At 59.9% G+C, this 22,913-nt stretch carries 20 protein-coding genes; 10 read left to right on the top strand and 10 right to left on the bottom strand.

Annotation, left to right across the window (positions count from 1 at the left end; all coding sequences use genetic code 11):
- Positions 1-126: 126 nt before the first annotated feature.
- The 6 genes from ACZ9IM_RS26220 to ACZ9IM_RS26245 all read right to left on the bottom strand — a co-directional run bounded on the left by ACZ9IM_RS26220 (position 127) and on the right by ACZ9IM_RS26245 (position 4,058).
- Positions 127-699 (bottom strand): HupE/UreJ family protein, encoded by a 573-nt coding sequence (locus ACZ9IM_RS26220; protein ID WP_427625143.1) that lies wholly within the window; start codon positions 697-699, stop codon positions 127-129.
- 28 nt (positions 700-727) lie between these two features.
- On the bottom strand, positions 728-1,342 hold the full coding sequence (gene ureG, locus ACZ9IM_RS26225; RefSeq protein WP_007902730.1) for an urease accessory protein UreG: 615 nt from the start codon (positions 1,340-1,342) through the stop codon (positions 728-730).
- Between the two features lie 23 nt (positions 1,343-1,365).
- Positions 1,366-2,040 (bottom strand): urease accessory protein UreF, encoded by a 675-nt coding sequence (locus tag ACZ9IM_RS26230; protein ID WP_427625144.1) that lies wholly within the window; start codon positions 2,038-2,040, stop codon positions 1,366-1,368.
- A complete protein-coding gene (ureE, locus tag ACZ9IM_RS26235) occupies positions 2,037-2,537 on the bottom strand; it encodes an urease accessory protein UreE (protein WP_476225377.1) in 501 nt (166 codons plus the stop codon). Before ureE ends, ACZ9IM_RS26230 begins: the two co-directional genes overlap by 4 nt.
- 303 nt (positions 2,538-2,840) lie before the next feature.
- Entirely contained in the window at positions 2,841-3,473 is a 633-nt protein-coding gene (locus ACZ9IM_RS26240) for a TetR family transcriptional regulator (protein ID WP_007902733.1), read from the bottom strand.
- Between the two features lie 156 nt (positions 3,474-3,629).
- The gene (locus ACZ9IM_RS26245; RefSeq protein ID WP_476225378.1) at positions 3,630-4,058 is read right to left on the bottom strand and encodes a hypothetical protein; all 429 of its coding nucleotides are present in this window, start codon (positions 4,056-4,058) and stop codon (positions 3,630-3,632) included.
- 387 nt (positions 4,059-4,445) lie between these two features.
- On the opposite strand from ACZ9IM_RS26245, the gene ACZ9IM_RS26250 reads away from it, so the two are divergent.
- Positions 4,446-6,521 (top strand): AsmA family protein, encoded by a 2,076-nt coding sequence (locus ACZ9IM_RS26250; protein WP_427625149.1) that lies wholly within the window; start codon positions 4,446-4,448, stop codon positions 6,519-6,521.
- A gap of 140 nt (positions 6,522-6,661) precedes the next feature.
- On the opposite strand, the gene ACZ9IM_RS26255 is transcribed toward ACZ9IM_RS26250, so the two are convergent.
- On the bottom strand, positions 6,662-7,606 hold the full coding sequence (locus tag ACZ9IM_RS26255) for a LysR substrate-binding domain-containing protein (RefSeq protein WP_427625150.1): 945 nt from the start codon (positions 7,604-7,606) through the stop codon (positions 6,662-6,664).
- 123 nt (positions 7,607-7,729) lie between these two features.
- On the opposite strand from ACZ9IM_RS26255, the gene ACZ9IM_RS26260 reads away from it, so the two are divergent.
- The 3 genes from ACZ9IM_RS26260 (at position 7,730) to ACZ9IM_RS26270 (ending at position 9,671) form a co-directional block, all read left to right on the top strand.
- Entirely contained in the window at positions 7,730-8,368 is a 639-nt protein-coding gene (locus tag ACZ9IM_RS26260; RefSeq protein ID WP_427625151.1) for an FMN-dependent NADH-azoreductase, read from the top strand.
- Positions 8,369-8,674, top strand: coding sequence for a DMT family transporter (locus tag ACZ9IM_RS26265; RefSeq protein ID WP_052965895.1), 306 nt, complete (start codon positions 8,369-8,371; stop codon positions 8,672-8,674).
- A gap of 106 nt (positions 8,675-8,780) precedes the next feature.
- Positions 8,781-9,671 carry an esterase/lipase family protein gene (locus ACZ9IM_RS26270; RefSeq protein ID WP_476225379.1) on the top strand — a complete coding sequence of 297 codons (891 nt, stop codon included), beginning with the start codon at positions 8,781-8,783 and terminating at the stop codon, positions 9,669-9,671.
- Between the two features lie 125 nt (positions 9,672-9,796).
- On the opposite strand, the gene ACZ9IM_RS26275 is transcribed toward ACZ9IM_RS26270, so the two are convergent.
- A complete protein-coding gene (locus tag ACZ9IM_RS26275) occupies positions 9,797-10,684 on the bottom strand; it encodes a DMT family transporter (protein WP_476225380.1) in 888 nt (295 codons plus the stop codon).
- A 97-nt stretch (positions 10,685-10,781) separates the two neighbouring features.
- On the opposite strand from ACZ9IM_RS26275, the gene ACZ9IM_RS26280 reads away from it, so the two are divergent.
- From ACZ9IM_RS26280 to ACZ9IM_RS26290, 3 genes are all read left to right on the top strand, one after another.
- The gene (locus ACZ9IM_RS26280; RefSeq protein ID WP_008068941.1) at positions 10,782-11,570 is read left to right on the top strand and encodes an AraC family transcriptional regulator; all 789 of its coding nucleotides are present in this window, start codon (positions 10,782-10,784) and stop codon (positions 11,568-11,570) included.
- A gap of 72 nt (positions 11,571-11,642) precedes the next feature.
- The gene (locus tag ACZ9IM_RS26285) at positions 11,643-11,948 is read left to right on the top strand and encodes a PsiF family protein (protein ID WP_038978747.1); all 306 of its coding nucleotides are present in this window, start codon (positions 11,643-11,645) and stop codon (positions 11,946-11,948) included.
- A 166-nt stretch (positions 11,949-12,114) separates the two neighbouring features.
- Positions 12,115-13,128, top strand: coding sequence for an AI-2E family transporter (locus ACZ9IM_RS26290; protein ID WP_063341719.1), 1,014 nt, complete (start codon positions 12,115-12,117; stop codon positions 13,126-13,128).
- 137 nt (positions 13,129-13,265) lie between these two features.
- On the opposite strand, the gene ACZ9IM_RS26295 is transcribed toward ACZ9IM_RS26290, so the two are convergent.
- Positions 13,266-14,540, bottom strand: coding sequence for an Hsp70 family protein (locus tag ACZ9IM_RS26295; RefSeq protein WP_192345911.1), 1,275 nt, complete (start codon positions 14,538-14,540; stop codon positions 13,266-13,268).
- 297 nt (positions 14,541-14,837) lie between these two features.
- On the opposite strand from ACZ9IM_RS26295, the gene ACZ9IM_RS26300 reads away from it, so the two are divergent.
- Together ACZ9IM_RS26300 and ACZ9IM_RS26305 are read left to right on the top strand one after the other, a co-directional pair.
- Positions 14,838-15,785 (top strand): DnaJ C-terminal domain-containing protein, encoded by a 948-nt coding sequence (locus ACZ9IM_RS26300; protein ID WP_427627351.1) that lies wholly within the window; start codon positions 14,838-14,840, stop codon positions 15,783-15,785.
- Positions 15,786-15,808: 23 nt separating this feature from the next.
- Positions 15,809-16,114: a chaperone modulator CbpM gene (locus tag ACZ9IM_RS26305; protein WP_429375483.1), complete on the top strand. Its 306-nt coding sequence runs from the start codon at positions 15,809-15,811 to the stop codon at positions 16,112-16,114.
- Between the two features lie 153 nt (positions 16,115-16,267).
- Here ACZ9IM_RS26305 and ACZ9IM_RS26310 read toward each other — a convergent pair whose 3' ends face one another.
- Positions 16,268-17,395 (bottom strand): sensor histidine kinase, encoded by a 1,128-nt coding sequence (locus ACZ9IM_RS26310; protein ID WP_476225382.1) that lies wholly within the window; start codon positions 17,393-17,395, stop codon positions 16,268-16,270.
- A 242-nt stretch (positions 17,396-17,637) separates the two neighbouring features.
- Between ACZ9IM_RS26310 and ACZ9IM_RS26315 the strand changes: the two genes are divergently transcribed.
- A complete protein-coding gene (locus tag ACZ9IM_RS26315; protein WP_476225383.1) occupies positions 17,638-22,896 on the top strand; it encodes a dermonecrotic toxin domain-containing protein in 5,259 nt (1,752 codons plus the stop codon).
- Positions 22,897-22,913 lie beyond the last annotated feature (17 nt).

The following is a 22,913-nucleotide window of genomic DNA, read 5'->3' on the forward strand; positions in this document are numbered from 1 at the left end:
GGCGAAATCTCCCACGGATCTGTACTGCGTCAACAGTCAGAATCGGGCTTTGTCCCTCCTCCTCCCTTCAAGTCCCAGCATACAAGCGGGCTTGCCCGCGAAGAGGCTGGTTCAGGCGCTAGAGAATCAACCCGCCAGCAACCACACCCCAGTCGCCGCCGAAGCCGCCCCCGCCAACCGAACCAGTGGTGCGGCAGCCTGAGGCAAGACGCGAACCACCGCATATCCCGCTGCATGCAAAGCTGCCGTCGCCACCACAAACCCAGCCGCATACGCCCAAGGGCTGGACATGTCCGGCAATTCCAGGCCATGCGCCACACCATGGAACAGCGCGAACAACGCAGTCGCACCCACCGCCACGCTCAGCGGCGGACGCACCGCCAAAGCCACTGCCAGGCCCAACGCCAATACCGATGCCGCAATCCCGCCCTCCAGCGCCGGCAGGTTCAACCCTTCAAAGCCCAGCAGCCCGCCGATCAGCATAGTGCCCACGAACGTGCAGGGCAGCGCCCAGCGCGCCGGACCTTTTTGCTGCGCGGCCCACAACCCTACGGCAACCATCGCCAACAAATGATCGAGGCCACCAATCGGATGGCTGATGCCAGCGATCAAGCCATTGTCGCCGTGGCCCGGATGAGCGAACGCGATGGCCGGGGTCAGCAGCAGGGCCATGGCGCCCAGAATGCGTTTCAGTGTCATGGATAAGCTTCCTTGTTGATAAGTGTGATCAGGCCGCAGTCAGCAAGCCCTGGCGTTCGATGAAGGCGATGATCGCTTCCAGACCCTGGCCGGTTTTCTGGTTGCTGAAGACGAACGGTTTGCCGTTGCGCATGCGTTGGGTGTCGCTGTCCATCAGCTCTAGCGAGGCGCCTACCAGCGGCGCGAGGTCGATCTTGTTGATCACCAGCAAATCGGATTTGCAGATCCCCGGCCCGCCCTTGCGCGGCAGTTTGTCGCCGGCCGAGACGTCGATCACGTAAATGGTCAGGTCGGACAGTTCCGGGCTGAAGGTTGCCGAGAGGTTGTCGCCACCGGACTCCACCAGGATCAGGTCCAGCCCCGGGAAGCGCCGGTTCAGTTGATCCACGGCTTCGAGGTTGATCGAGGCGTCTTCGCGGATCGCGGTGTGCGGGCAGCCGCCGGTCTCCACACCGATGATCCGCTCCGGTGCCAGCGCTTCGTTGCGCACCAGGAAGTCGGCGTCTTCGCGGGTGTAGATGTCGTTGGTCACGACGGCCAGGTTGTAGCGGTCGCGCAGGGCCAGGCACAGGGCCAGGGTCAGGGCGGTTTTGCCGGAACCGACCGGGCCGCCAATGCCGACGCGCAGAGGTTGTGTGTTCATGTGATTCTCCAAAGTAACAGGCCCTAGGAACGGAACAGACGGCTGTACTGGCGCTCATGGGCCATGCACGCCAGGGACAGGCCGAAAGCGGCGCTGCCAGAGTGTTCGGGGTTGATTCGGGTGGCGTCTTGCTGCGCCTGTTGCAGCAGCGGCAGCAGTTCACTGGTCAGGCGCTGCGCGGCTTGCTGGCCCAGGGGCAGGGTTTTCATCAACACCGCCAATTGGTTTTCCAGCCAGCTCCAGAGCCAGGCGGCCAGCGCATCTTGCGGGCTGATCTGCCAGGCGCGGGCCGCCAGCGCCCAGCCAAGGGCCAGGTGTGGTTCAGGGCATTGGACGAGAAAGGCCCGGGCCGGCGCATCCAGTTCCGGTAAACCGTTGAGCAGTTGCTTCAACGAATAACCCATCTGCCGACTTTCCTGATGCAGCTCGCGGGTTTCCCGGCTGGCGCGATGTTCTTCGCAGCGTTGCAGCAGTTCGGCCCAGTTTTCTTCGGCCGCAGCAGTGCAATGGGCGAGCAGTAGCGGCGCTTCGAAGCGCGCCAGGTTCAGCAGCAACTGATCGCTGATCCAGCGCCGCGCGCTGTCGGGATCGTCCACTCGGCCGTTATCCACAGCCATCTCCAAACCCTGGGAATAGCTGTAGCCGCCAATCGGCAGCTGCGGGCTGGCCAGACGCAGCAGCGCCCAGGCCGGGTTCATAAGCGCACGCCGAACTGGTGCAGTTTCGGCGGGTAGTTGAAATCCTCGTCACCGTGCCGCGAATGGTGATGGCCGCCGCCGTAGGCACCGTGTTCCGGCTGGAATGGCGCTTCGATATTCTCGGCTTTGGCGCCTAGTTGCTCGAGCATGGCCTTGAGCACGTAATCGTCGAGCAGGCGCAACCAGCTATCGCCGACCTGCAGGGCCACATGGCGGTTGCCCAGGTGATAGGCGGCGCGGGTCAGTTCGAAAGCGTTGGCGCAGGTGACGTGCAGCAGTTGTTCGGGGCGAGCACAGACGCGAACCACGCGCCCGTCTTCGGCTTGCAGGCATTCACCGTCATACAGTGGCGGCTGGCCGCGCTCCAAAAACAACCCGACGTCTTCGCCCTCGGCACTGAAACAGCGCAAGCGGCTTTTGCTCCGGGCTTCGAAGGCCAGGTGCAACTCGGCGGCCCAGACGGGTTGAGGGTCGATTCTGCGATGAATCACCAGCATCGGAAGGCTTCCAGCAATGGACAATGCTCAGGGATAGAGCAAGGGGCTTGCCAATCGGGTGCGACGTGGGAAATGCCTGTCGGAGTGCGGGGGGATGATTCAGGAAGTGGCGTGCTTTGGCTGGGATTGGTGCGTGCGGGGAGGGCTGTGCGCAAAGTTGGTGCGTGCGCGGTGCTCCAGATCGTTCCCACGCTCTGCGTGGGAATGCAGCCCGGGACGCTCTGCGTCCCAAGAGCGGACGCAGAGCGTCCATTGAGGCATTCCCACGCAGAGCGTGGGAACGATCATCAGTGACAAAGGGGGTTACTCGGTACTACCGAGCCCTTGCCAATGTTTGAGGCCGATAAAGATAAACCGCAGCTGCTGAGTGATTTTCGCTTGAGGCGTCAGATGATCCGGCAACGCCTGCGCCGGCGGATCGATAATGTCCGGCAAGGTGGCGAACACGCTTTTAACAATCAGATCAGCCATGACGCTCAAGCCTGCGATGTCCAGATGCTGCAGTTTGGGCATCAGCGACAAGTCCGCCGCCAGGTCCGAGCTGATGTCTTCGCGCAAGCGGCCAATGGCCTGGCGCACCGGCAGTGAGCCGCCGTACTGCTCGCGGGCAAGAAACAGGAACTGCGAGCGATTGGCGGTAACCACGTCGAGAAAGATCCGCACCGAGGCGTCGATGATGCCACCCATGACGAACTCGTTATGGCGCACCAGGCGGATGGTTTCACGGAAGGTCTGACCGACTTCGCTCACCAGCACCAAGCCCAGTTCATCCATGTCGGCGAAATGCCGGTAAAAACCGGTGGGTACGATCCCGGCGGTTCTGGTCACTTCGCGCAGGCTTAGGCTGCCGAATCCTCGGCCGCTTTCCATCAAGTGGCGGGCAGCGTCCATCAGGGCGTTGCGGGTCTGTTGTTTCTGTTCGGCGCGGGGCAGCATCGCAAGGGTGTTTTCTGGACAAGACAGCGGCGCACTCTAGCAAATCGGCTTCGCTTGCGTCGAACGACTATCGGGAGATCACGCGGGGAAATGCAGCGTCTATAAAGTCAAAAGCCCAATCCGCAGATTGGGCTTTTTTTCGGGGCCGCCATGGGCTTAGCTCACAGCGCTGTTGCGTTCGATCACACGGTCACCACCACCTTCAGCAAGGGTTTGACCCTGTGGAGTGCGATCGGAACCACCTTCAGCAAGAGTTTGGCCTTGTGGAGTGCGGTCGGAACCGTCAGCAGCCAGGGTTTGGCCTTGTGGCGTGCGATCGGAACCGTCAGCGGCCAGAGTTTGACCTTGTGGAGTGCGATCCGAGCCATCTTGAGTGATCAGGCCTTTTTCTTTCAGGCGATCATTACCACCTTCGGCCAAGGTCTGGCCCTGTGGTGTGCGGTCGGAACCATCGGCGGCAACGGTCTGGCTGAACACCGAGCGGCTGTCTTTGACTTGTGGAGTGGCTTGATCAGCAGCCGGCAAAGCAAAAGCGGTGCTGGCTAACATCGAGAGGGTCAGGCTAAGCAGTAATTCGCGTTTCATGATGGGTTGCTCCTTGGGAGGGCGATAAAGTGGGTACGAGGGCAATGCTACTCTCGAGAAATCGATATAAAAGTTCATAAACGCAATGGTAATAATCAACAGAATTGATTGTTCGGCCGCAGCGCTCTAGAACGGTTGTTTCCGGCGAGCTTTTTTGCACTGAGGTGGGTGTTTTCGACCCACTCTCGCCTCGCAAAAGTGCGGGTGCGGTAACGCCGGATGAGGGGGCAGGATGTCCCCGGCCGATTATTTGAGTGTTAAGTGCTTATTCGGTTAAACCTGCGCGCCATTTCCCAGTCCTAGATGTCATGGCAGGCCGGTTCTGGCCTAACGTTTCATCAGTGCGTCGCTGTCGGGGCGCTCAGTCGTATTCAGGAGCCCTGTGCAATGACGCGCACTCGTAAAATTCTTGCCTGGACCTTCGCCAGCCTCGTTGTCCTGCTGGCCGTCCTGGTGCTGATCATCGCGTTCTTCGATTGGAACCGAATCAAACTGCCCCTGAGCGACAAAGTGTCCGAAGAACTGCATCGTCCGTTCGCCATCAATGGCAACTTTGCGGTGGTCTGGCAGCGCGAGTCTGATGAGGGCGGCTGGCGGGCCTGGGTGCCGTGGCCGCATGTGGTGGCTGAGGACCTGACCCTGGGCAATCCGGACTGGTCGAAACAACCGCAGATGGCCACCCTCAAACGCGTTGAGCTGCGCATTTCACCGCTGGCCCTGCTGGCGCAGCGGGTGGTGATCCCGCGCATCGACCTGAGCGAACCCAATGCCGACCTGCAGCGTCTGGCCGACGGCCGCGCCAACTGGACGTTCAAGTTCGACCCCAAAGACCCGAACACCGAACCTTCGAACTGGGTGCTGGACATCGGCGCCATAGGCTTCGACAAGGGCCACGTCACGCTCGACGACCAGAAGCTGAAGACTCAGCTTGATCTGCTCATCGATCCGTTGGGAAAACCGATTCCGTTCAGCGACATTGTCGGAGACAAAGCGGCAAAAAAAGCGGTTGAAAAGGGCGGTTCGCCGCAGGATTACGCATTCGCATTGAAGGTCAAAGGCCAATACCACGGTCAGAATCTCGCGGGCGAGGGCAAGACCGGCGGCCTGCTGGCTTTACAGGACGCCTCCAAGCCGTTCTCGCTTCAGGCGCAAGTGAAGATCGCCGACACCAGCGTCGAGCTGGCCGGTACGCTCACCGATCCATTGAACCTCGGCGCCCTGGATTTGCGCCTGAAACTGGCCGGTGCCAGCCTGGGCAATCTCTATCCACTGATCGGCGTAACGCTTCCGGATACCCCGCCGTACGCCACCGACGGGCATTTGATTGCCAAGCTGCATGAGCCGGGCGGGGCGGTGTACCGCTATGAGGCGTTCAACGGCAAGATCGGCGAGAGCGACATCCATGGCAACCTGACCTACGTGGCGAGCCAGCCGAGGCCCAAACTCAGCGGGGCGCTGGAGTCCAATCAACTGCTGTTTACCGACCTGGCCCCATTGATCGGTGCCGATTCCAACGCCAGGCAAGAGGCCCGCGGCGGTGAAAGCAAGCAGCCGGCAGACAAGCTGTTACCCGTCGAGGAATTCAGGACTGAACGTTGGCGCGACATGGACGCAGATGTGGAATTCACCGGAAAACGCATCGTCCACAGCGCAAAACTGCCATTCAACGATCTCTACACGCACTTGGTGCTGACGGATGGTGTGCTCAGCCTCGAGCCCCTGCGTTTCGGCGTGGCTGGCGGCAATCTGGATGCGCAGATTCGTCTGAACGGGCGCGCAGAACCTTTGGAAGGCCGGGCCAAACTGACCGCGCGCAAGTTCAAGCTCAAGCAGCTGTTCCCCACCCTGGAACGGATGAAAACCAGTTTCGGTGAGCTCAATGGCGATGCCGACCTTACTGGGCGGGGCAACTCGGTGGCCAAACTGCTGGGCACTGCCGACGGTAATTTGAAGATGCTGATCAATGACGGCGCGATCAGTCGTGAGTTGATGGAGTTGGCGGGGCTCAACGTCGGCAACTATGTGGTCGGCAAGATCTTTGGCGACAAGGAAGTGAAGATCAACTGCGCGGCGGCCGATTTCGAGATCAAGGCCGGTCTGGCGACCACGCGGCTGTTCGTCTTCGATACCGAGAATGCAATCGTCTATGTCGACGGCACGGCGAACATGGCGACCGAGCAACTGGATCTGACTATCTCCCCGGAATCCAAGGGCTGGCGTTTGATTTCACTGCGTTCGCCGCTGTATGTGCGAGGAAAGTTCATCAAGCCGGATGCGGGCGTGAAACCGGTGCCGTTAATGCTGCGCGGGGCCGGGATGGTTGCGCTGGGTGTGATTGCCGCGCCGGCGGCGGGCTTGCTGGCGCTGATAGCGCCCAGCGGTGGTGAGCCGAATCAGTGTGCGCCGTTGCTGGAGCAGATGAAGGCCGGGAAGGCGCCGGTGACGGTCAAGCCCACCCAGTAACTTTCGGCGTCTGTGAAGACGCCATCGCGAGCAGGCTCGCTCCCACAATGGACCTGTGTTTACAGGAAAAATGTGGGAGCGAGCCTGCTCGCGATGGCGATATGCCCGACGCTACCGATCTTTCAGAATGCAATCGAAGCCTACAGAGGAACGAGTTCTCCCGTAGGCGCTGCCGCAGGCTGCGATCTTGGCAATAGACCAGACAATCGAGTCTCTTCCTGCAACCACGCAAAAAATGCCCGCACCGGCGGATGCCGTTCGCGGCCCGGTACGCACAGTGCGCTGTATCCGGCCCCGTCGACCTGAATATCCCCTCGATAAGGCAGCAGCAAACCGCTGGCCACACTTTCCGACACCAGAATGTTGCTCGCCAGCACCAGGCCTTGTCCGGCGATGGCGGCTTGCAGGGCGTAATGCTCTTCGTCGTACTCACGCACCGCCGGTTGTTCGGTCAGCCAGGTTTCGCCGGATCGTGCACACCAAGCCTCCCAGCCATGGGCGTACAGCTTGGAGTTGTGCCAGTGCACGCTGATCAGGGTCGGTACCCGATTGGCCGCCAGGGCCACTTGTTCAGGCGAGCCATAGACCCCGAAGGATTCATCGAACAGGCACAAACCATAAAGGTTCGGGTAATCGTCGAGGCTGTAACGCACCACCAGATCGACGCTGGCGTCCTGATGTAAATCGATCACTTCACAGTGAGTGTCCAGGCGCAGGCTGATGTTTGGATGGCGGGCGTAAAAACGCCCCAGCCGCGGTACCAGCCAGAGGGCGGCGAACGCAGCCGTGGTGGAAATCGTCAGGCTCGTGCCGCTGCGTTGCGGGCGCAAGGTATCGACGCTTTGCGCCACTTCCAGCAGGGCGCCGTGCAGGCTGCGGAACAGCCGTTCGCCGCACTCGGTGAGGCGCACCTGCCGTGGCAGTCGCTCGAACAACGGCACGCCGAGCCAGCTTTCCAGGGAGCGGATCTGATGGGAAACCGCCGTCGGCGTCACGGAGAGCTCTTCGGCGGCGGCTTTGAAGCTCAGCAGGCGCGAGGCGGATTCGAAGGCACGCAGGGCGGTCAGCGGCAACGAGGCAAACATTTTAGAACTCCATGGATGAAATGGATTCATCCAGACTGATTTTTGTTCATTTGAAGATAGACAGTCACGCGCTTCAAGCTGCAAGCACAAGCCGTTTCAGTTTAGCCCTTCAAGGAGATTCAGATGAGTAGAATTCTTGCCATTCACGCCAGCCCCCGTGGCGATCGTTCACATTCGCGGCGTCTGGCCGAGGTGTTTCTTTCCGCCTGGCAGGTCCGCAACCCACAGTCGCAATTGACCCGCCGTGAAGTCGGTCGGGCGTTGATCCCGGCCGTCAACGAAGCCTTTGTGGCGGCCGCTTTTCATCCAGAACCTGACGCGCGACCGCTGTCGATGCAGGCCGACCTGGCACTGAGCGATGAATTGGTGGGGGAGTTGCTCGGCCATGATCTGTTGGTGATTTCCACCCCGATGTACAACTTCAGCGTGCCCAGCGGCCTCAAGGCCTGGGTCGACCAGATTGTGCGACTCGGGCTGACGTTCAATCACACCCTGGACAACGGCATCGCGCAGTACGAACCGCTGGTGGGGGGCAAGAAGGCGTTGATCGTCACCAGTCGCGGTGGGTTCGGCTTCGGGCCGGGTGGTGAACTTGAGGCGATGAACCATGCCGATCCGTTTCTGCGCACCGCTTTGGGGTTCATCGGCATCACCGACGTCACCGTTGTCGCCGCCGAGGGCGAAGAATCTGCCGAACGAACTTTCCAGGTGTCCGTGGCCGAGGCCGAGCAGCGATTGCTGGCGCTGGCCAGGGAGTTCTAGATGGCCTGGTTGTTCTTGCTGATCGCCGCCGGGTTCGAGGTGACCTTCGCCATGGGCATGAAGTATGCCGAAGGCTTCACCCGGCTCTGGCCCTCAGTGATGACGGTGGTGGCCGCGGTGGGCGGGGTTTACTTTCTGACCTTGGCCATGCGCGAATTGCCGGTGAGCATCGCCTACCCGATCTGGACCGCCATCGGTTCACTGGGCACGGTGTTTCTCGGCTTTGCGCTGCTTGGCGAAAGCCTGACCGCGCTCAAGCTGGTGTCGGTCGGGCTGATAGTGGCGGGCGTGGTGGGGTTGAAGTGAGCGATGTCATAGACTGGTCGTTGAGTTGTCATCTTGGGTGACGATGCTTGGCTGACGCCTTGCATCCAGCCTTGCTTCATCTCACCGATCACAAGGATGTTCATCCATGTCGCAAGGTTCCGCCACGCGTTACCCGTTGGTACTGGTCCCGGGGATGCTCGGGTTTATCCGTTTGCTGCTCTATCCCTATTGGTACGGAATCATTTCGGCGCTGCGCCGGGATGGGGCGACCGTGATTGCGGTGCAGGTCTCGCCGCTCAACTCCACCGAGGTGCGCGGCGAGCAATTGTTGACACGGATCGAGGAGATTCTGCGCGAAACCGGGGCCGAGAAAGTCAACCTGATCGGCCACAGCCAGGGCTCGCTGACCGCCCGTTACGCTGCGGCTAAACGCCCGGATCAAGTGGCTTCAGTGACCTCGGTAGCCGGGCCGAATCACGGCTCGGAACTGGCGGACCATCTGCACACCCATTATCCGGCTGACAGCGCCAAGGGCCGGCTCCTGAGCTTTTTACTGTGGTTGATCAGCGCGTTGATGTGCCTGCTGGAAACCGGCTATCGCGGGCCGAAACTGCCGGTGGATATCCCGGCTTCACATCAATCCCTGACCACCGCGGGCGTGGCGCTGTTCAATCAGCGTTATCCACAGGGGCTGCCTGAAACCTGGGGCGGGCCCGGCCCGGAAGTGGTCAACGGCGTGCGTTATTACTCCTGGTCCGGGACTTTACAACCGGGCAAGACCGATCGCGGGTGCAACCTGTTCGACGGGACCAATCGCAGTTGCCGGTTGTTTGCCAGGACCTTCGTGCGTGAGGCGGGGCATTGCGACGGGATGGTCGGGCGTTACAGCTCGCATTTGGGGACGGTGATCGGTGATGAATACCCGATGGATCACTTCGATATCGTCAACCAATCGCTCGGGTTGGTGGGCAAGGGGGCAGAGCCGGTGAGGTTGTTTGTCGAGCATGCGGCGCGGTTGAAGGCAGCCGGTGTGTGAACGGCAGTTGGACCGCGTTATCGTTCTTCGCGGGCAAGCCACGCTCCCACAGGTTTTGTGTCGGACGCCGGCAATGAGAACGACGCCAAACCTGTGGGAGCGGGCTTGCTCGCGAAAGCGTCATATCAGGCAACACTGCCCTTATGGCCAAGCACGGTGGTCCAGCGCTCCGACAAAATCACCCCACCCAACGTCAACACCCCACCCACCAGGTGATACAACGCCAACTGCTCATGCAGCACCACCGCCGCAATCAGCGCGGTGATCAATGGCAGCAGATTGAAAAACAGCGTGGTCCGGCTTGGTCCCAGGCGCACCACGGCCTGCATCCACGCCAGCGGTGCAAGCATCGAGGCCAGCAGGCAGGCGTAGAGCACCAGCGGGATGTTCTGCAGGGTCGGGCCGACTTTCGGTGAGGCGAGGAACAGCGGAAACAGCACCACCACCGCGACCAACACCTGTAAATACAACAACACTAGCGGCGACAAACGCAGCTGCCATTTTTTCAGCAGGGTGCTGTAAATCGCATACGCCAGCGTGGCGATCAGCATCATCGCGTCACCCAGGTTCACCCCGTGTTCCAGCAACGCGCCAAGGCTGCCGGACGACACCACCACCAAAACACCCGCAAACGACAACACCGAGCCGGCCAGTGCACCGGCGGTCAGGCGTTGGCCGAGGCTGACAATCGCCATGGCCAGCGACATCAACGGCATCAGCGACAAAATGATCCCCATGTTGGTGGCCGAAGTCAGCGTCGCAGCGAAGTAGGCCAGGCTTTGATAAACCGCCATACCGAGTACGCCGAGGATGAAAATCCTGCCCAGATTCGGGCGGATCAACGGCCAGTGAGCGATCACCGGTTTAAGCATGAAAGGCGTGAACAGCATTGCGGCCAGCAACCAGCGGTAGAAGCCGATTTCGGCGGGAAAGATCGCGCCGACCGCGAGTTTGTTGATCACGGTGTTGCCGGCCCAAATGAAAATGGCCAGCAGGGGATAAGCGTATTGCATCGGGAAAAACCAGACCGTTAATGAAGGTTGATTATCCGCTTGTCTGTATCAATGCCTATACTGCGATCCAGACAACCTGCCTCTGATTCCGGACAGCATGAACAGCAAACATATCGACCTGCTGGATTTCAGCGAGCTGCCGGCCCCGGTCTATTTCCGTTATGCCGACTTCAACACCCATGAATACGCCTCGGCCCACCATCACCCTTGGGGCACCCTCGAGTACTCGGCCAATGGGGTCTTGCACATGGAAATCGGCAGCCGCCGCTTCATGTCGCCGCCGCAATACGCGGTGTGGGTGCCGCCCGGGACCGAGCACAGTTTCTATAGCAATCAGCCGATCAACTATCGCGCGGTCTGCCTTGCGCCGGCGCTGTGCCGTGATCTGCCGCAGCAGGCTTGCACCCTGGCGATCAGCGACATCCTCAAGGCGATCCTGAAAGACTTCGCCGCCCGCGATGTGAAAATTCCTGAGCACGACGCTGACAAGCGTCTGGCTCAAGTGTTGGTGGACCAACTGCAACAGGCGCCGATGCATGAGTGTTATTTGCCTTACGCCAGCAGTCCCGGGTTGCTTGGAATTCTTGAGGCCTTGCAGGCCGAGCCTGGGGATAACCGACCATTGGCGCACTGGGCCGCGCAAATTCACGTCAGCGAACGCACGTTGGCCCGGCAGTTTGTCCGCGAGTTGGGCATGAGTTTCGGGGAGTGGCGGCAACGGTTGCGGTTTCTGGCGGCGATCGAAGCGCTCGATAGCCAGCGCAGCATTCAGGAAATCGCCTTCGACATGGGGTACAGCACCGGCTCGGCATTCATCGCGATGTTTCAGCGTCAGGCCGGGTGCACACCTGAGCAATATCGACGCAGCCACCTCGATAGCAGGTGAACGTGTAACAGGCTTTGTCTACACTCCGAAACAAGGCCGCATCCATCGGTGCGGTAACAAGGAGAACACTCCATGAAGATGTTGCGTGCCCCGTTGTTGATGGTCGGTTTGCTGCTCTGCTCCCAGGGTTTCGCCGCCACTGCCCAGCAGAACAAAATGACCACCTGCAATGCCGACGCTACCGCCAAAAGCCTCAAGGGCGACGAGCGCAAAGCCTTCATGAGCACCTGCCTCAAAGCCGCGCCGGCCGCCGATGCCGCCAAGCCCATGACCCCTCAACAAGAAAAGATGAAAACCTGCAACGCCACCGCCGCCACCCAGGCCCTCACGGGTGATGCACGTAAAACCTTCATGAGCGATTGCCTGAAGAAAAAATAAGCATGGTGGGAGCGAGCCTGCTCGCGATGCAGGCGACTCAGTATCACGAAGGACCGCGGTGATGCTATCGCGAGCAGGCTCGCTCCCACAGGTTCGTGTTTGCTCGCTTCGGAGCCGGAACGCTGGCAGACTGCCAATCCTTTTACGTCGTTCGTTTTGAGGCTGTATGTCAGCGTTTTCTCAGCGTCAGGTCTTGTTGCTTATCAGCTGGGTCATCATTTTTGGTGGTTTGCTGCTGGTGCTCCCTCTGCGATTACTGCCCAGCCTGCTGGCCGGGTTGTTGGTGTTCGAACTGGTCAACATGCTCACGCCGCAATTGCAGCGGCTGATCGAAGGCCGCCGTGCGCGCTGGCTGGCGGTGGCGTTGCTGGGGACATTGGTGGTCAGCGTGCTGGCGCTGATCTTTGCCGGTGCGATCAGTTTTCTGCTGCACGAGGCGGAAAACCCTGGTGCTTCTCTCGACAAATTCATGGTCGTGGTCGACCGCGCACGCGGGCAGTTGCCGCCGTTCATCGACGCTTATTTGCCGGCCAGTGCCGCCGAGTTTCGCGTGGCCATCGGTCAGTGGATGAGCAAGCACCTCAGTGATTTGCAACTGGTGGGCAAGGACGCGGCGCACATGTTCGTGACGCTGCTGATCGGCATGGTGCTGGGGGCGATCATCGCCTTGCAGCGAGCGCCGGACGTGACCAAACGCAAGCCCTTGGCCGCGGCGCTGTTCGACCGTTTGCACCTGTTGGTCCAGGCGTTTCGCAACATCGTTTTCGCCCAGATCAAGATTTCCCTGCTCAACACCTTCTTCACCGGGATTTTTCTCGCGGTGGTCCTGCCGATGTTCGGGATCAAGCTGCCGCTGACCAAAACCCTGATCGTGCTGACCTTCCTGCTCGGCCTGCTGCCGGTGATCGGCAACTTGATTTCGAACACGTTGATCACCATCGTCGGCTTGTCGCTGTCTATCTGGGTGGCGGTGGCGGCGCTGGGTTACCTGATCGTTATCCACAAGCTCGAATACTTCCTCAACGCGCGCATCGTTGGCGGGCAGATCAGTGCCAAGTCGTGGGAGTTGCTGCTGGCAATGCTGGTGTTCGAAGCCGCGTTCGGCCTGCCGGGGGTGGTGGCGGGGCCGATTTATTACGCGTATCTGAAGAGTGAGTTGAAGCAGGTGGGGATGGTGTAACCCCGCCCGATCATTCCCACGCTCTGCGTGGGAATGCATCCCGTGACGCTCCGCGTCACAGCCTCAACAGCGGACGCAGAGCGTCCATGGCGGCATTCCCACGCAGAGCGTGGGAACGATCATTACAGGATTTCAGGTCAATCCATCGGGCCGTAACGCTTGGCCGCTTCAATCGCCAACCCGCTGCCGATGCTGCCGAAGATGTTCCCTTCCACATGCCGCGCATTTGGCAACATCGCCGAGACGCTGTTGCGCAGCGCCGGGATTCCGCTCGAACCGCCGGTGAAGAACACGGTGTCCACCTGATCGACCCGCACATTGGCGTCTGCCAGCAATTGGGTCACGCTGTTGCGCACCCGCTCCAGCAGATTGTCGATGGCCGATTCGAACAGTGCCCGGCTCAGTTCCACGCTCAAACCCGGCTCGATCCGATCCAGTGGCACATGGCGGCTGTCGGCGTGGGTCAATTGAATCTTGGTTTCTTCCACTTCCATGGCTAGCCAGTGGCCGGCGCGCTGGTCGATCAGTTTGAACAGGCGATCGATGCCGCCGGTGTCTTCGATGTCGTAACGCATGCTGCCCAAGGCCAGGGTCGACTTCTGCGAGTACACCGAGTTGATGGTGTGCCAGGTCGCCAGGTTCATGTGGTGGCTGGTCGGCATATAGGCGCCGCTCTTCATCCGGCTGCCGTAGCCAAATAGCGGCATCAGGCCTTGCAGGCTCAGCTGCTTGTCGAAATCGGTCCCGCCGATATGCACGCCACCGGTGGCGAGAATGTCGTCGTGACGGTTGTCGTGGTTGCGGCGCTCAGGCGACAGGCGCACCAGTGAGAAGTCCGAGGTACCACCGCCGATGTCCACAATCAGGACAAGCTCTTCTTTTTCGATGGTCGACTCATAGTCGAATGCCGCCGCAATCGGTTCGTACTGGAACGAGACATCCTTGAAACCGATGGCGCGGGCCACGTCTACCAGGGTGTTTTCTGCTTCCTGGTCGGCCATTTCATCGTCATCGACGAAAAACACTGGCCGGCCCAGCACCACTTCCTCGAATTCCCGGCCGGCAGCGGCTTCGGCACGCTTCTTCAACTGGCCGATGAACAGCCCGAGCAGGTCCTTGAACGGCATCGCCGTACCGAGGACGCTGGTGTCGTGCTTGATCAGTTTGGAACCCAGCAGGCTCTTGAGCGAGCGCATCAGCCGGCCTTCGTAGCCTTCCAGGTACTCGTGCAGCGCCAGCCGACCGTACACCGGGCGGCGTTCTTCCATATTGAAGAAGACTACCGAGGGCAGGGTGATCTTGTCGTCCTCCAGCGCGATCAGCGTTTCCATGCCGGGGCGCAGCCAGCCGACGGTGGAGTTGGATGTGCCGAAGTCGATACCACAGGCACGGGCTGGAGATGCGTTTTTCATGTCTTTCAAGTTCCGGTTAAAAAACGGCCGCGCAGTGTATGTCAGTGCGGCGAAGATTCGTAGGCCGACTATCCGTTAAATCGCAGCGCTCAGCGCTTGAAAGATGCCCAATCACCCCCAAACTTCCCTGCATAGACTTGGCAACCCCTGGGGCGACTGCAAGAACCGCGCCCTGCTGCCGATAAACTTCTGATGCGCTGCCCGGTCACAACCTTGAGATCGGTCAATCCAAACGCTGCAAACAAGAGCATGCTGTGCCTGGCTGCGCGATTTCGATAATGGATGGTGATTCCCTCGATGGACTTCAAAGACTATTACAAGATTCTCGGTGTGGAGCCGACCGCGGACGATAAGGCGATCAAGGCCGCCTATCGAAAGCTGGCGCGCAAATACCACCCCGATGTCAGCAAGGAAAAGGACGCCGAGGCCAAATTCAAGGACGCTTCGGAAGCCTATGAAGCGCTGAAAAGCGCCGACAAGCGCGCCGAATACGACGACTTGCGCAAATACGGCCACCACGGTCAGCCCTTTCAGGGCCCACCGGGTTGGCAGAGCCGCGGTGGTTTCGGGGGTGGTGGTCAGGACACGGGCGATTTCTCGGACTTTTTCAGTTCGATCTTCGGCAACCGTGGTCCGGGTTTCAGTGGTGGTGGACGGTCGGGCCATAGCGCCGGGCGTCGAGGGCAAGACGTGGAAATGGAATTACCGGTTTTTCTGGAAGAAACCCTCTCGACCGAATCGAAGAAGGTCAGCTTCCAGGTGCCGCATTACAACGCTGCCGGCCAGCATGTCAGCAACACCAGCAAAAGCCTGAACGTGAAGATCCCCGCTGGCGTGACCGACGGTGAGCGCATCCGCCTCAAGGGCCAAGGCGCTCCGGGCATCGGTGGCGGAGCCAATGGCGATTTGTACCTGACCATCCGTTTTGCGCCGCACCCCAAATTCGACGTCGAAGGCGAGAACCTGATCATCACCTTGCCGCTGGCTCCGTGGGAGCTGGCGCTGGGGACCGAAGTCGCGGTGCCGACCCTGACCGGCAAGATCAACCTCAAGGTTCCGGCCGGCAGCCAGAATGGCCAGCGCATGCGCGCCAAGGGCCACGGCCTGCTGCACAAGGCTGGTCACCGTGGCTATCTGTTCGTGCAGCTCAAGGCAGTGATGCCGAAAAAACTCGATCATGACGTCAAGGCGTTGTGGGAAGAGCTGGCGAAAAAAGCCGCTTTCGATCCGCGAGAGAACTTTTGATTCAGAGATAGGAGTAGCCAATCATGAGCGACCCTGTGATCGTTCTATTGGACCTGGCAGAATTCTGTGAGGCGACCGAGCTGTCGGACGTGCATGTGATCGAGATCGTCGAGCACGGCATCCTCGAACCTCAGGGAGCACAGCCCAAGGATTGGCGTTTCACCGATTATGAACTGGCACTGGCCAAGCGCGCTGCCAAGCTGCGGCGCGATCTGGAGCTGGAATGGGAAGGCGTCGCCCTGGCGCTGAACCTGCTGGAAGAAGTCCAGCAACTGCGGGCAGAGAACCGCATGCTCAGGCAGCGGTTGGGGCGGTTGCTGGTCGAGTAGTCGTTCTGATGCTTCTGCATTGCCTGTCAGGTTGCTTTCGCGAGCAGGCTCGCTCCCACAGGTGATCTGCTGCGAACACAGGATTTGTGAACACCAACGATCCTCTGTGGGAGCGAGCCTGCTCGCGATGAACGATAACGCGGTCCCCCTGCTTCACCCCTTCCTGGGCAACACCACGGTAAACATCGTGCCATCGGCCTCATTGGAGCTGACTTCGATCGTCCCTTGATGGGCCTTGACCACTTCCTTGACGATGAACAGTCCCAGACCAAGGCTGGTGGTCGGCCCGTTGAGCGATTCGTCGGCACTGCGTACCAGCGGATCGAAGATCGTGGGGAGCGCCTCGGGTGGAATCGGCGCACCGTCGTTGTGCACGGTGAGCCGAACGCTGTCCGCTTCGCCCCTGAGGGTGAGCTTGACCGCGCTGTTGTTCGAACCGTGTTGCAAGGCATTGCCGATCAGGTTCTGCAGCATCTGATCCAGCCTTCGGCCATCCCACACACCTTGGGTATCGCCTTCGACGCTCAATGTCAGATCGCATTGCGGCTGAGCGGCGCAGGCCTGGGCAATCGCTTCACGCGCCGTATCGGCCAGATTCATGGGCGCCGGTTCGATCGGCAGGCTCTTGCCCAGGCGACTGCGGACCAGCTCCAGCAAATCGCCGACCATCACCGCCATGTGGCGGGTGCCACGCTTGATGTGGAGCGCACAGGTCAATGCGTCGCCCTCAAGGTTGGTTTTACGCATCAGTATTTCGGTGGACATGCTCACCGCTTGCAGCGGTGCGCGCAGGTCATGGCCAAGAATTGCCAGAAAAATGTCCCGGGAGTGATTGACCTGCTCGGCATAGGCCGCCGTAGATTCGGCCAGGGCTTCGTCGATGGCTTCGTTGAAACGGATCATGTCCTGGAAATAGGCGATGTCGGGGGTGTCCAGGCTGTTGACCCACAAGCGGATCACGCAGGCGCGCAGATGGCGGAACTCGCTGGTCATCTGTACCAGGTCAAACCCCACGGTATGCCGCAGCTCGCCATGGCTGGCGCCGGCTTCGTCCAGGCTCGGGGTCTTTTCCGGGCCTTCGCCACGGGCTTTGGCCAGCTGCTCGCTGGCGCTCTGGGGCTTGGTCATGTCCCGCGCAGCCGCCAGCAGGATCGACCTTGAATGGTCGCGCAGTGCGGTGCGGTCCATGGATTCGGCGGCAGGGGTGATGGTTTTGGCGAATTGCTCCCATTCATCGACGATGCGGTCAACGTGTAACACGATGAATTCGGAAAGGCGCATGGCGGTTACCTGAGTGCGAGACAGCGAGTCGCATAGTAGCGCTTTTGATTGCGAAAAGAAGACCGCTCACCGGTTGGCATAGGCCCACGGCTGCGTGGTGGTATCTGTGTATTTTCGGCCACATGATTTTCGAAGGTTCCAGTGGCTTTTCAAGGGGGGGCTTACCCGATATTTCGTCTTTTGTTTTGGCCGAGGGTGAATAAAGCTGTTGATTCCCGACCTGACAGCAAGGTGATTGAACAGTGGCTGATTTGCATGGAAGCAATTCGCTGGAATCTGAAGCATCTCAAATCGAAAACAACGGCAGGCATTACAGTCGCGTACTCGGTGTTATCCCGGACTCAATCAAGCGTGCATCGGCGCCGAGGTTGAAAGCCCTGACGGAACTGGATCCACAGACTCCCGATTGGTATGGCGAGGCGCGAGCCATTGACCGCCAACAGCTTAAAGCACTGATTGAACGGCGCTGGCGCTTGCAGGCCGTGCTGGACAAGACGCTGGCTGATTTGCAACAGGAGATAAAGGCATTCGCCGAGCCTCTGCTCGGTTCGTTATTAAAAGAAAACTTTAATGTGGTCGAAAACGTTGATGATTGGGTCGTGCAACTTGAAGTGCCGAGCAAGATCATCTTCGGCATCGATACCGGCGCCAGTCGCGTCCGCTCATCTACCTTGTTGGAGGCGGCATTACATAATTTCGAAACGTCTGAAACCGGGCCAGATGCATGGCGCAGCAGCTCGGGTATCTATCGCAAGAATACCCGTGGCGTTCTTGCGCGGGTCCCGCAGATCACATTGCCAAGGTTTGCGTCCTTATGCCGAAGTCTGAATATTGGTGAGCAATACCAGCAACACATCAAATCCATCCTGTTGCCCGCAACACCCATGGCGCAGCGAACCTTGCAGCAAGATTCAATCGCCAGCGAGAAGGCAGCCTTTCAGGTGGCGGCGCTGGTTGCCCGATTGAAGGGCGATATCAGCGATCACGCCTACGCCAAACTGTGCGATGTCTGTGAGAACCGCGCGGGTATCACGTTGTACGACCGCCCGTTGCACGCTCATCGTTTATCGCTGATGGGTTTCAGGTTGACCGGCATCGTGTTGTTCAGCGCGGTCAGCGAACCGTCGCAGATCAAACGCGCCATCGATGCCCTGACCCCCGTCACCTTGAAGTTCTGGCTGGACTGGTCGCAGCGCATTCCAGTGTTGCCAGGGCGAGAATACGAGCAATACAAACTGTTGCAGGCGTTCTTTGCCAATGGTGCGCAGGGTGTGGACGATGAACTGTTGCGCAGAGAAGATATTTACCGGCAGAGCCGTTTATCCGGTCCGCTGATCGCTTATGTGCCAGAGGATCCGCAACAGCCGTTGAAGGAATACCCATCGCTGGCCGCGTTCATGACAACCCTGCTCGGTCAGTTGCGAAATACCGGATACCAGACCTTTTTCAGCCGATTTGTGGCACACAAAGATAAAGGGCACTTTTTTGCCCGGGTCAACGAACGCCTCACGACCTTCACCTGGCAGCAGCGCGAACCTCTCGACATGGGCCCGTGGTGGCGAGAAACGGCGGTCGAGAATCCCAACGCAGAACCGTTCACCAATCTCATTACCGGTGAGTTGTGGCAGACACTGTTTCTCGAACGCCGCGACAAGGCCATTGCCGATGCGCGATGCATCGCCGTGCCGACCGACGACGAAGACGCCACCGCCCGCTTCAAACGCTTGACCAGCTATCTGTCGGTTGGCTGGAACCTCTTCAATTTCACCGCGATGCTGGTGCCCGGCCTTGGCGAAGCCATGCTGGGAATCATGGTCGCGCAGATGCTCGCGGAACTGGCCGAGGGCATCGAAGACTGGAGTAAGGGTGATAAGGCGCAGGCCTCGGCGTACATCAACGGCGTGTTGATCAACTTTGCGCAGTTGGCGCTCATGGGCGCCGGGCACGTTTTGCCCAGTGGCAGGCTGGCCCCGATCAACATCTCGCCATTTGTCGAAGATCTCAAACCGGTGGAGGTGGCCGGCAAGGAGCGGTTGTGGAACCCGGACCTGAAACCCTATGAACAAGCGATGGTCTTGCCGGTGGATGCACCGGTCAGCGAAGAGGGCCTGTTCCGGTATCAAGAAAAAGACCTGCTGCGGCTCGACGACAAATGCTATGCGCTGATGCAGGATCCGGAGACCGGGCAGCATCGCCTCCAGCATCCGAGCCGGCCCGATGCTTATCAGCCGCTGCTGGAGCACAACGGCGCCGGCAGCTGGAAGACCGAACTCGATCAACCGCTTGAATGGGACAAGAGCCGGTTGCTCCGGCGTCTGGGGGCTTCAGTGGATAGGTTCTCCGATGAAACCCTGGAACACATCTCGGTCGTCAGTGGCGTGCATGAGGATAGGCTGCGCTGGCTCCACGTGGAGCACGAAACGCCGCCCGCCTCATTGCGCGACACGCTTAAGCGCTTTAACGCGTATGCCGATGCCGAGGATTGCGCAGGACGAATTCTCGGCAATCGGATCGATGACGAATGGGCTGAGCTTGTACCGCGGTTCATGACTGAGGTGCGGGGCTGGCCCGAGGGCAAGGCCATCGAGATTTTCGACGCAGCGAATCTGTCAGGCCCGTCGATCAAGGAGGGTTTTGCCAGTGCGTTACCGGCGCATACATTGCGCATGAGCCGACAAGAGCTTGTCGCCGGAATGTTACCTGAGCGGGTTGTCGAGTTCCTTGATGAGCATGAGCTTCGTGAACTCCTTGGCCAATGGCTGGGCGGTGACCGTCAGGCGCGTATCAAGGCCACCCGAGAGCTGCTTGGCGGGCAGGCACGACAATCGCAAAGACGACTTTTCGATTACCTGTATTCGCGTCGCGAACGCTCGGACAATCTGTTGGTGCGACGGCTCAAAAGCGACTATCCGGATCTGTCGATCAGCATGGCCGAGGATCTGTTGCGTCATGCCGATCCCGCGGACTTGCAACATTTGAACGAGAAACAACGCACGCCCCTGAACCTGGCACAACAGGCCCGACACGCGGAGCAGCAAATACGCTTGGCTCGCGCTTATGAAGGGCTATACCTCAAAGAACTGTACAGCACCGACACGACCCGGCTGGCCTTGCACTCGCTTGAGACCCTGCCAGGCTGGCCGAGTGATCTGCGGTTGGAAATTCGCGAATACTCGGCTCAAGGCCGGTTGTTCGACAGTATCGGCCCGGTGGACGCACCGATGCGCAAGCTGTTGATTCTCGGGGAACACGGCCAGTACCAGGCTCGGGATGCGCTCGATCAGCACCTGCATGGTGACGACACACTGTATGCCGCGGTGCTGCACGCGTTACCCGATACCCAGCGCACGACCCTGGGCTTTGATATCCACGAGGCGCAACGGCTGGAAAACAGGATCCAGACACATCCGCTGGCGCGCGACCAATTTGAGCCTGTATTGCTGGAAAACCCTGTTCTCAAGCCTTTTTATGATCCGTCCATCATGCGTCTTCGTGGCGGTATGCAAAGTTACGCGCAGCAAGCACCGCACGGTTTGGGGTTGCGTCGTCGAGCCTGTTCGCTATATCCGGGGTTCACACAAGAGCAGGTCGAGACGTTGCTGGCGGGGTTCACTCAGAATGGCGGCTCGGCGCATGAGCGTCTTACAGCGCTGGAGGTTGAGTTCAATCAGTTGAACCGGGCGCTGCAACGCTGGCTGAAATCGCCCACCGCCTCGTTTCGATTCAGCTCGGCGGGTCTGGCGGAGGGGCGGTCGCGAAACCTGCTCTATAAAACGATCAGGCAGTGCTGGCGCCGAGCCGGGCCACCGGGATCCGAGGCAGCGGGTGTGGTTCTGCCCCAGGCATTGCTGCTGGACAACATTCCAATGATGGGTCGCCACCTGGCGACCCTGCCGAAGCTGGAAGCCAACTTTGACCATGTCACCATGCTGAGCCTGAGCAATGGCGAGCTCACTGCGCAGGCTGAGCCTTTTTTGGAGGCGTTCCATCGGGTCAGGCAGCTCAACCTGCAAGGCAATCGGCTGACCACTATTCCGCAGGCGGTCAGTGACATGAGCCATCTCACCGATCTGTACCTCAATGACAACCGCATTGAACTGGATGTGCTGGCGGTCGCACGTCTGAAGAGGTTGACCCGCCTGAGGTCTTTAGACTTGAGCGGCAACCCGTTGAAGATCAACCCTGACGTCAGTCGGATGCCGGGCCTGCAGACACTGTTGCTAAGCGAGACGGGTCTGGACAGTTGGCCTGTGGGTCTGTTTTCCCAGCCGCGCCCACACAATATTCATCTGGATTTGCGCTATAACCCGATCACTCGGGTACCAGATGTCGCTCCCGGCTCATTTCGCGCCGAATTGTTGGCGCGCACATTGATCAGTCAAGAGCCGCGCTGGATCTCGCCGGACAATCTGAACACCCTCAGGTTATACATCGAGTCGGTCGGCCTGGACCCCGAGCGTCTGTATCCGCCCCGAGGCACGCTGGACAGTTTGGAGTGGTCTCAGGGGCTGACGGAGTCGCAATGGCTGGCCGCGCAGGAAGTCTGGTACGACGTTGAGGATGAGTTCGACTCACTACCGTTCTTCAATGAAATCCGCAAGCTCACCCAGTCCGCCGACTTCACGGCCGGCGGCGTCTATCGGGTGGACTTGACCGCCAAGGTCTGGCGGATGCTCGAGGCCATGGCACAGAACAGCGAACTGCGGGTCAGGTTGTTCGCCGAAGCCGCCGCCCCCACCGAATGCGTGGACGGTGGGACGCAACTGTTCAACGCCATGGGGGTGCAGGTGTTGATCCATGAGGCCTATGCCCTGGGTCGTCTGGACCTGATCGAACCACAATTGCTGGAACTGGCGCTGGGCAAGTCTCGCCTCGATGAGATCGGCGCCATCGCCCGTCAACGGGTCGCCGCGCGGGTGGCGGCAGGCGAGCAGTTCCGGCGGGTTGACGAACATGACAATGTCACCGGCACGATCGATGAAGTGGAAGTCCACTTGGCCTACATGACCGACCTGGCCGAGCGTCTGTCTCTGCCATGGCAGGCCCGGGGCATGCAGTTTCGCAAGATCGCCGGGGTGACCCGGCAGATGATCGACGCGGCGTTCGAGCGGATCGTGGCGCTGGAGGAAGGTGATCTGCTGCCGGATCGGTTGCTTGAGCAACCTGTCTGGAAAACCTGGCTGGAGACTTCGTACCCTGATGAACTGAGTGGCTTGAAACGACGGATTGACGCCACCACCGAGTTACAGGAGGCGTTGCTACGTCGGGCCGAGGCGGTTGCCCCGAAGGCGAAGTCTGCCCTGGATGTGCAGGTCAACCAGTTGTGTCGCGAGTTGGGCAACGACGAAAACGACTTCGCCGAGGGTCAGCTCATGAGTGACGATGACTACACCCAGGCGCTGGAGGACATCGATCAGCAAATCAGGCAACGGTTGAGAATACTGACCCGGCAAGCGATGGATCGGGCCCGCTTAGCGCTGTTTGGGGTTGCACACCGTTAGCAATGCGGGCAAAAGCA

It is taken from the genome of Pseudomonas sp. TE12508, assembly GCF_056279485.1.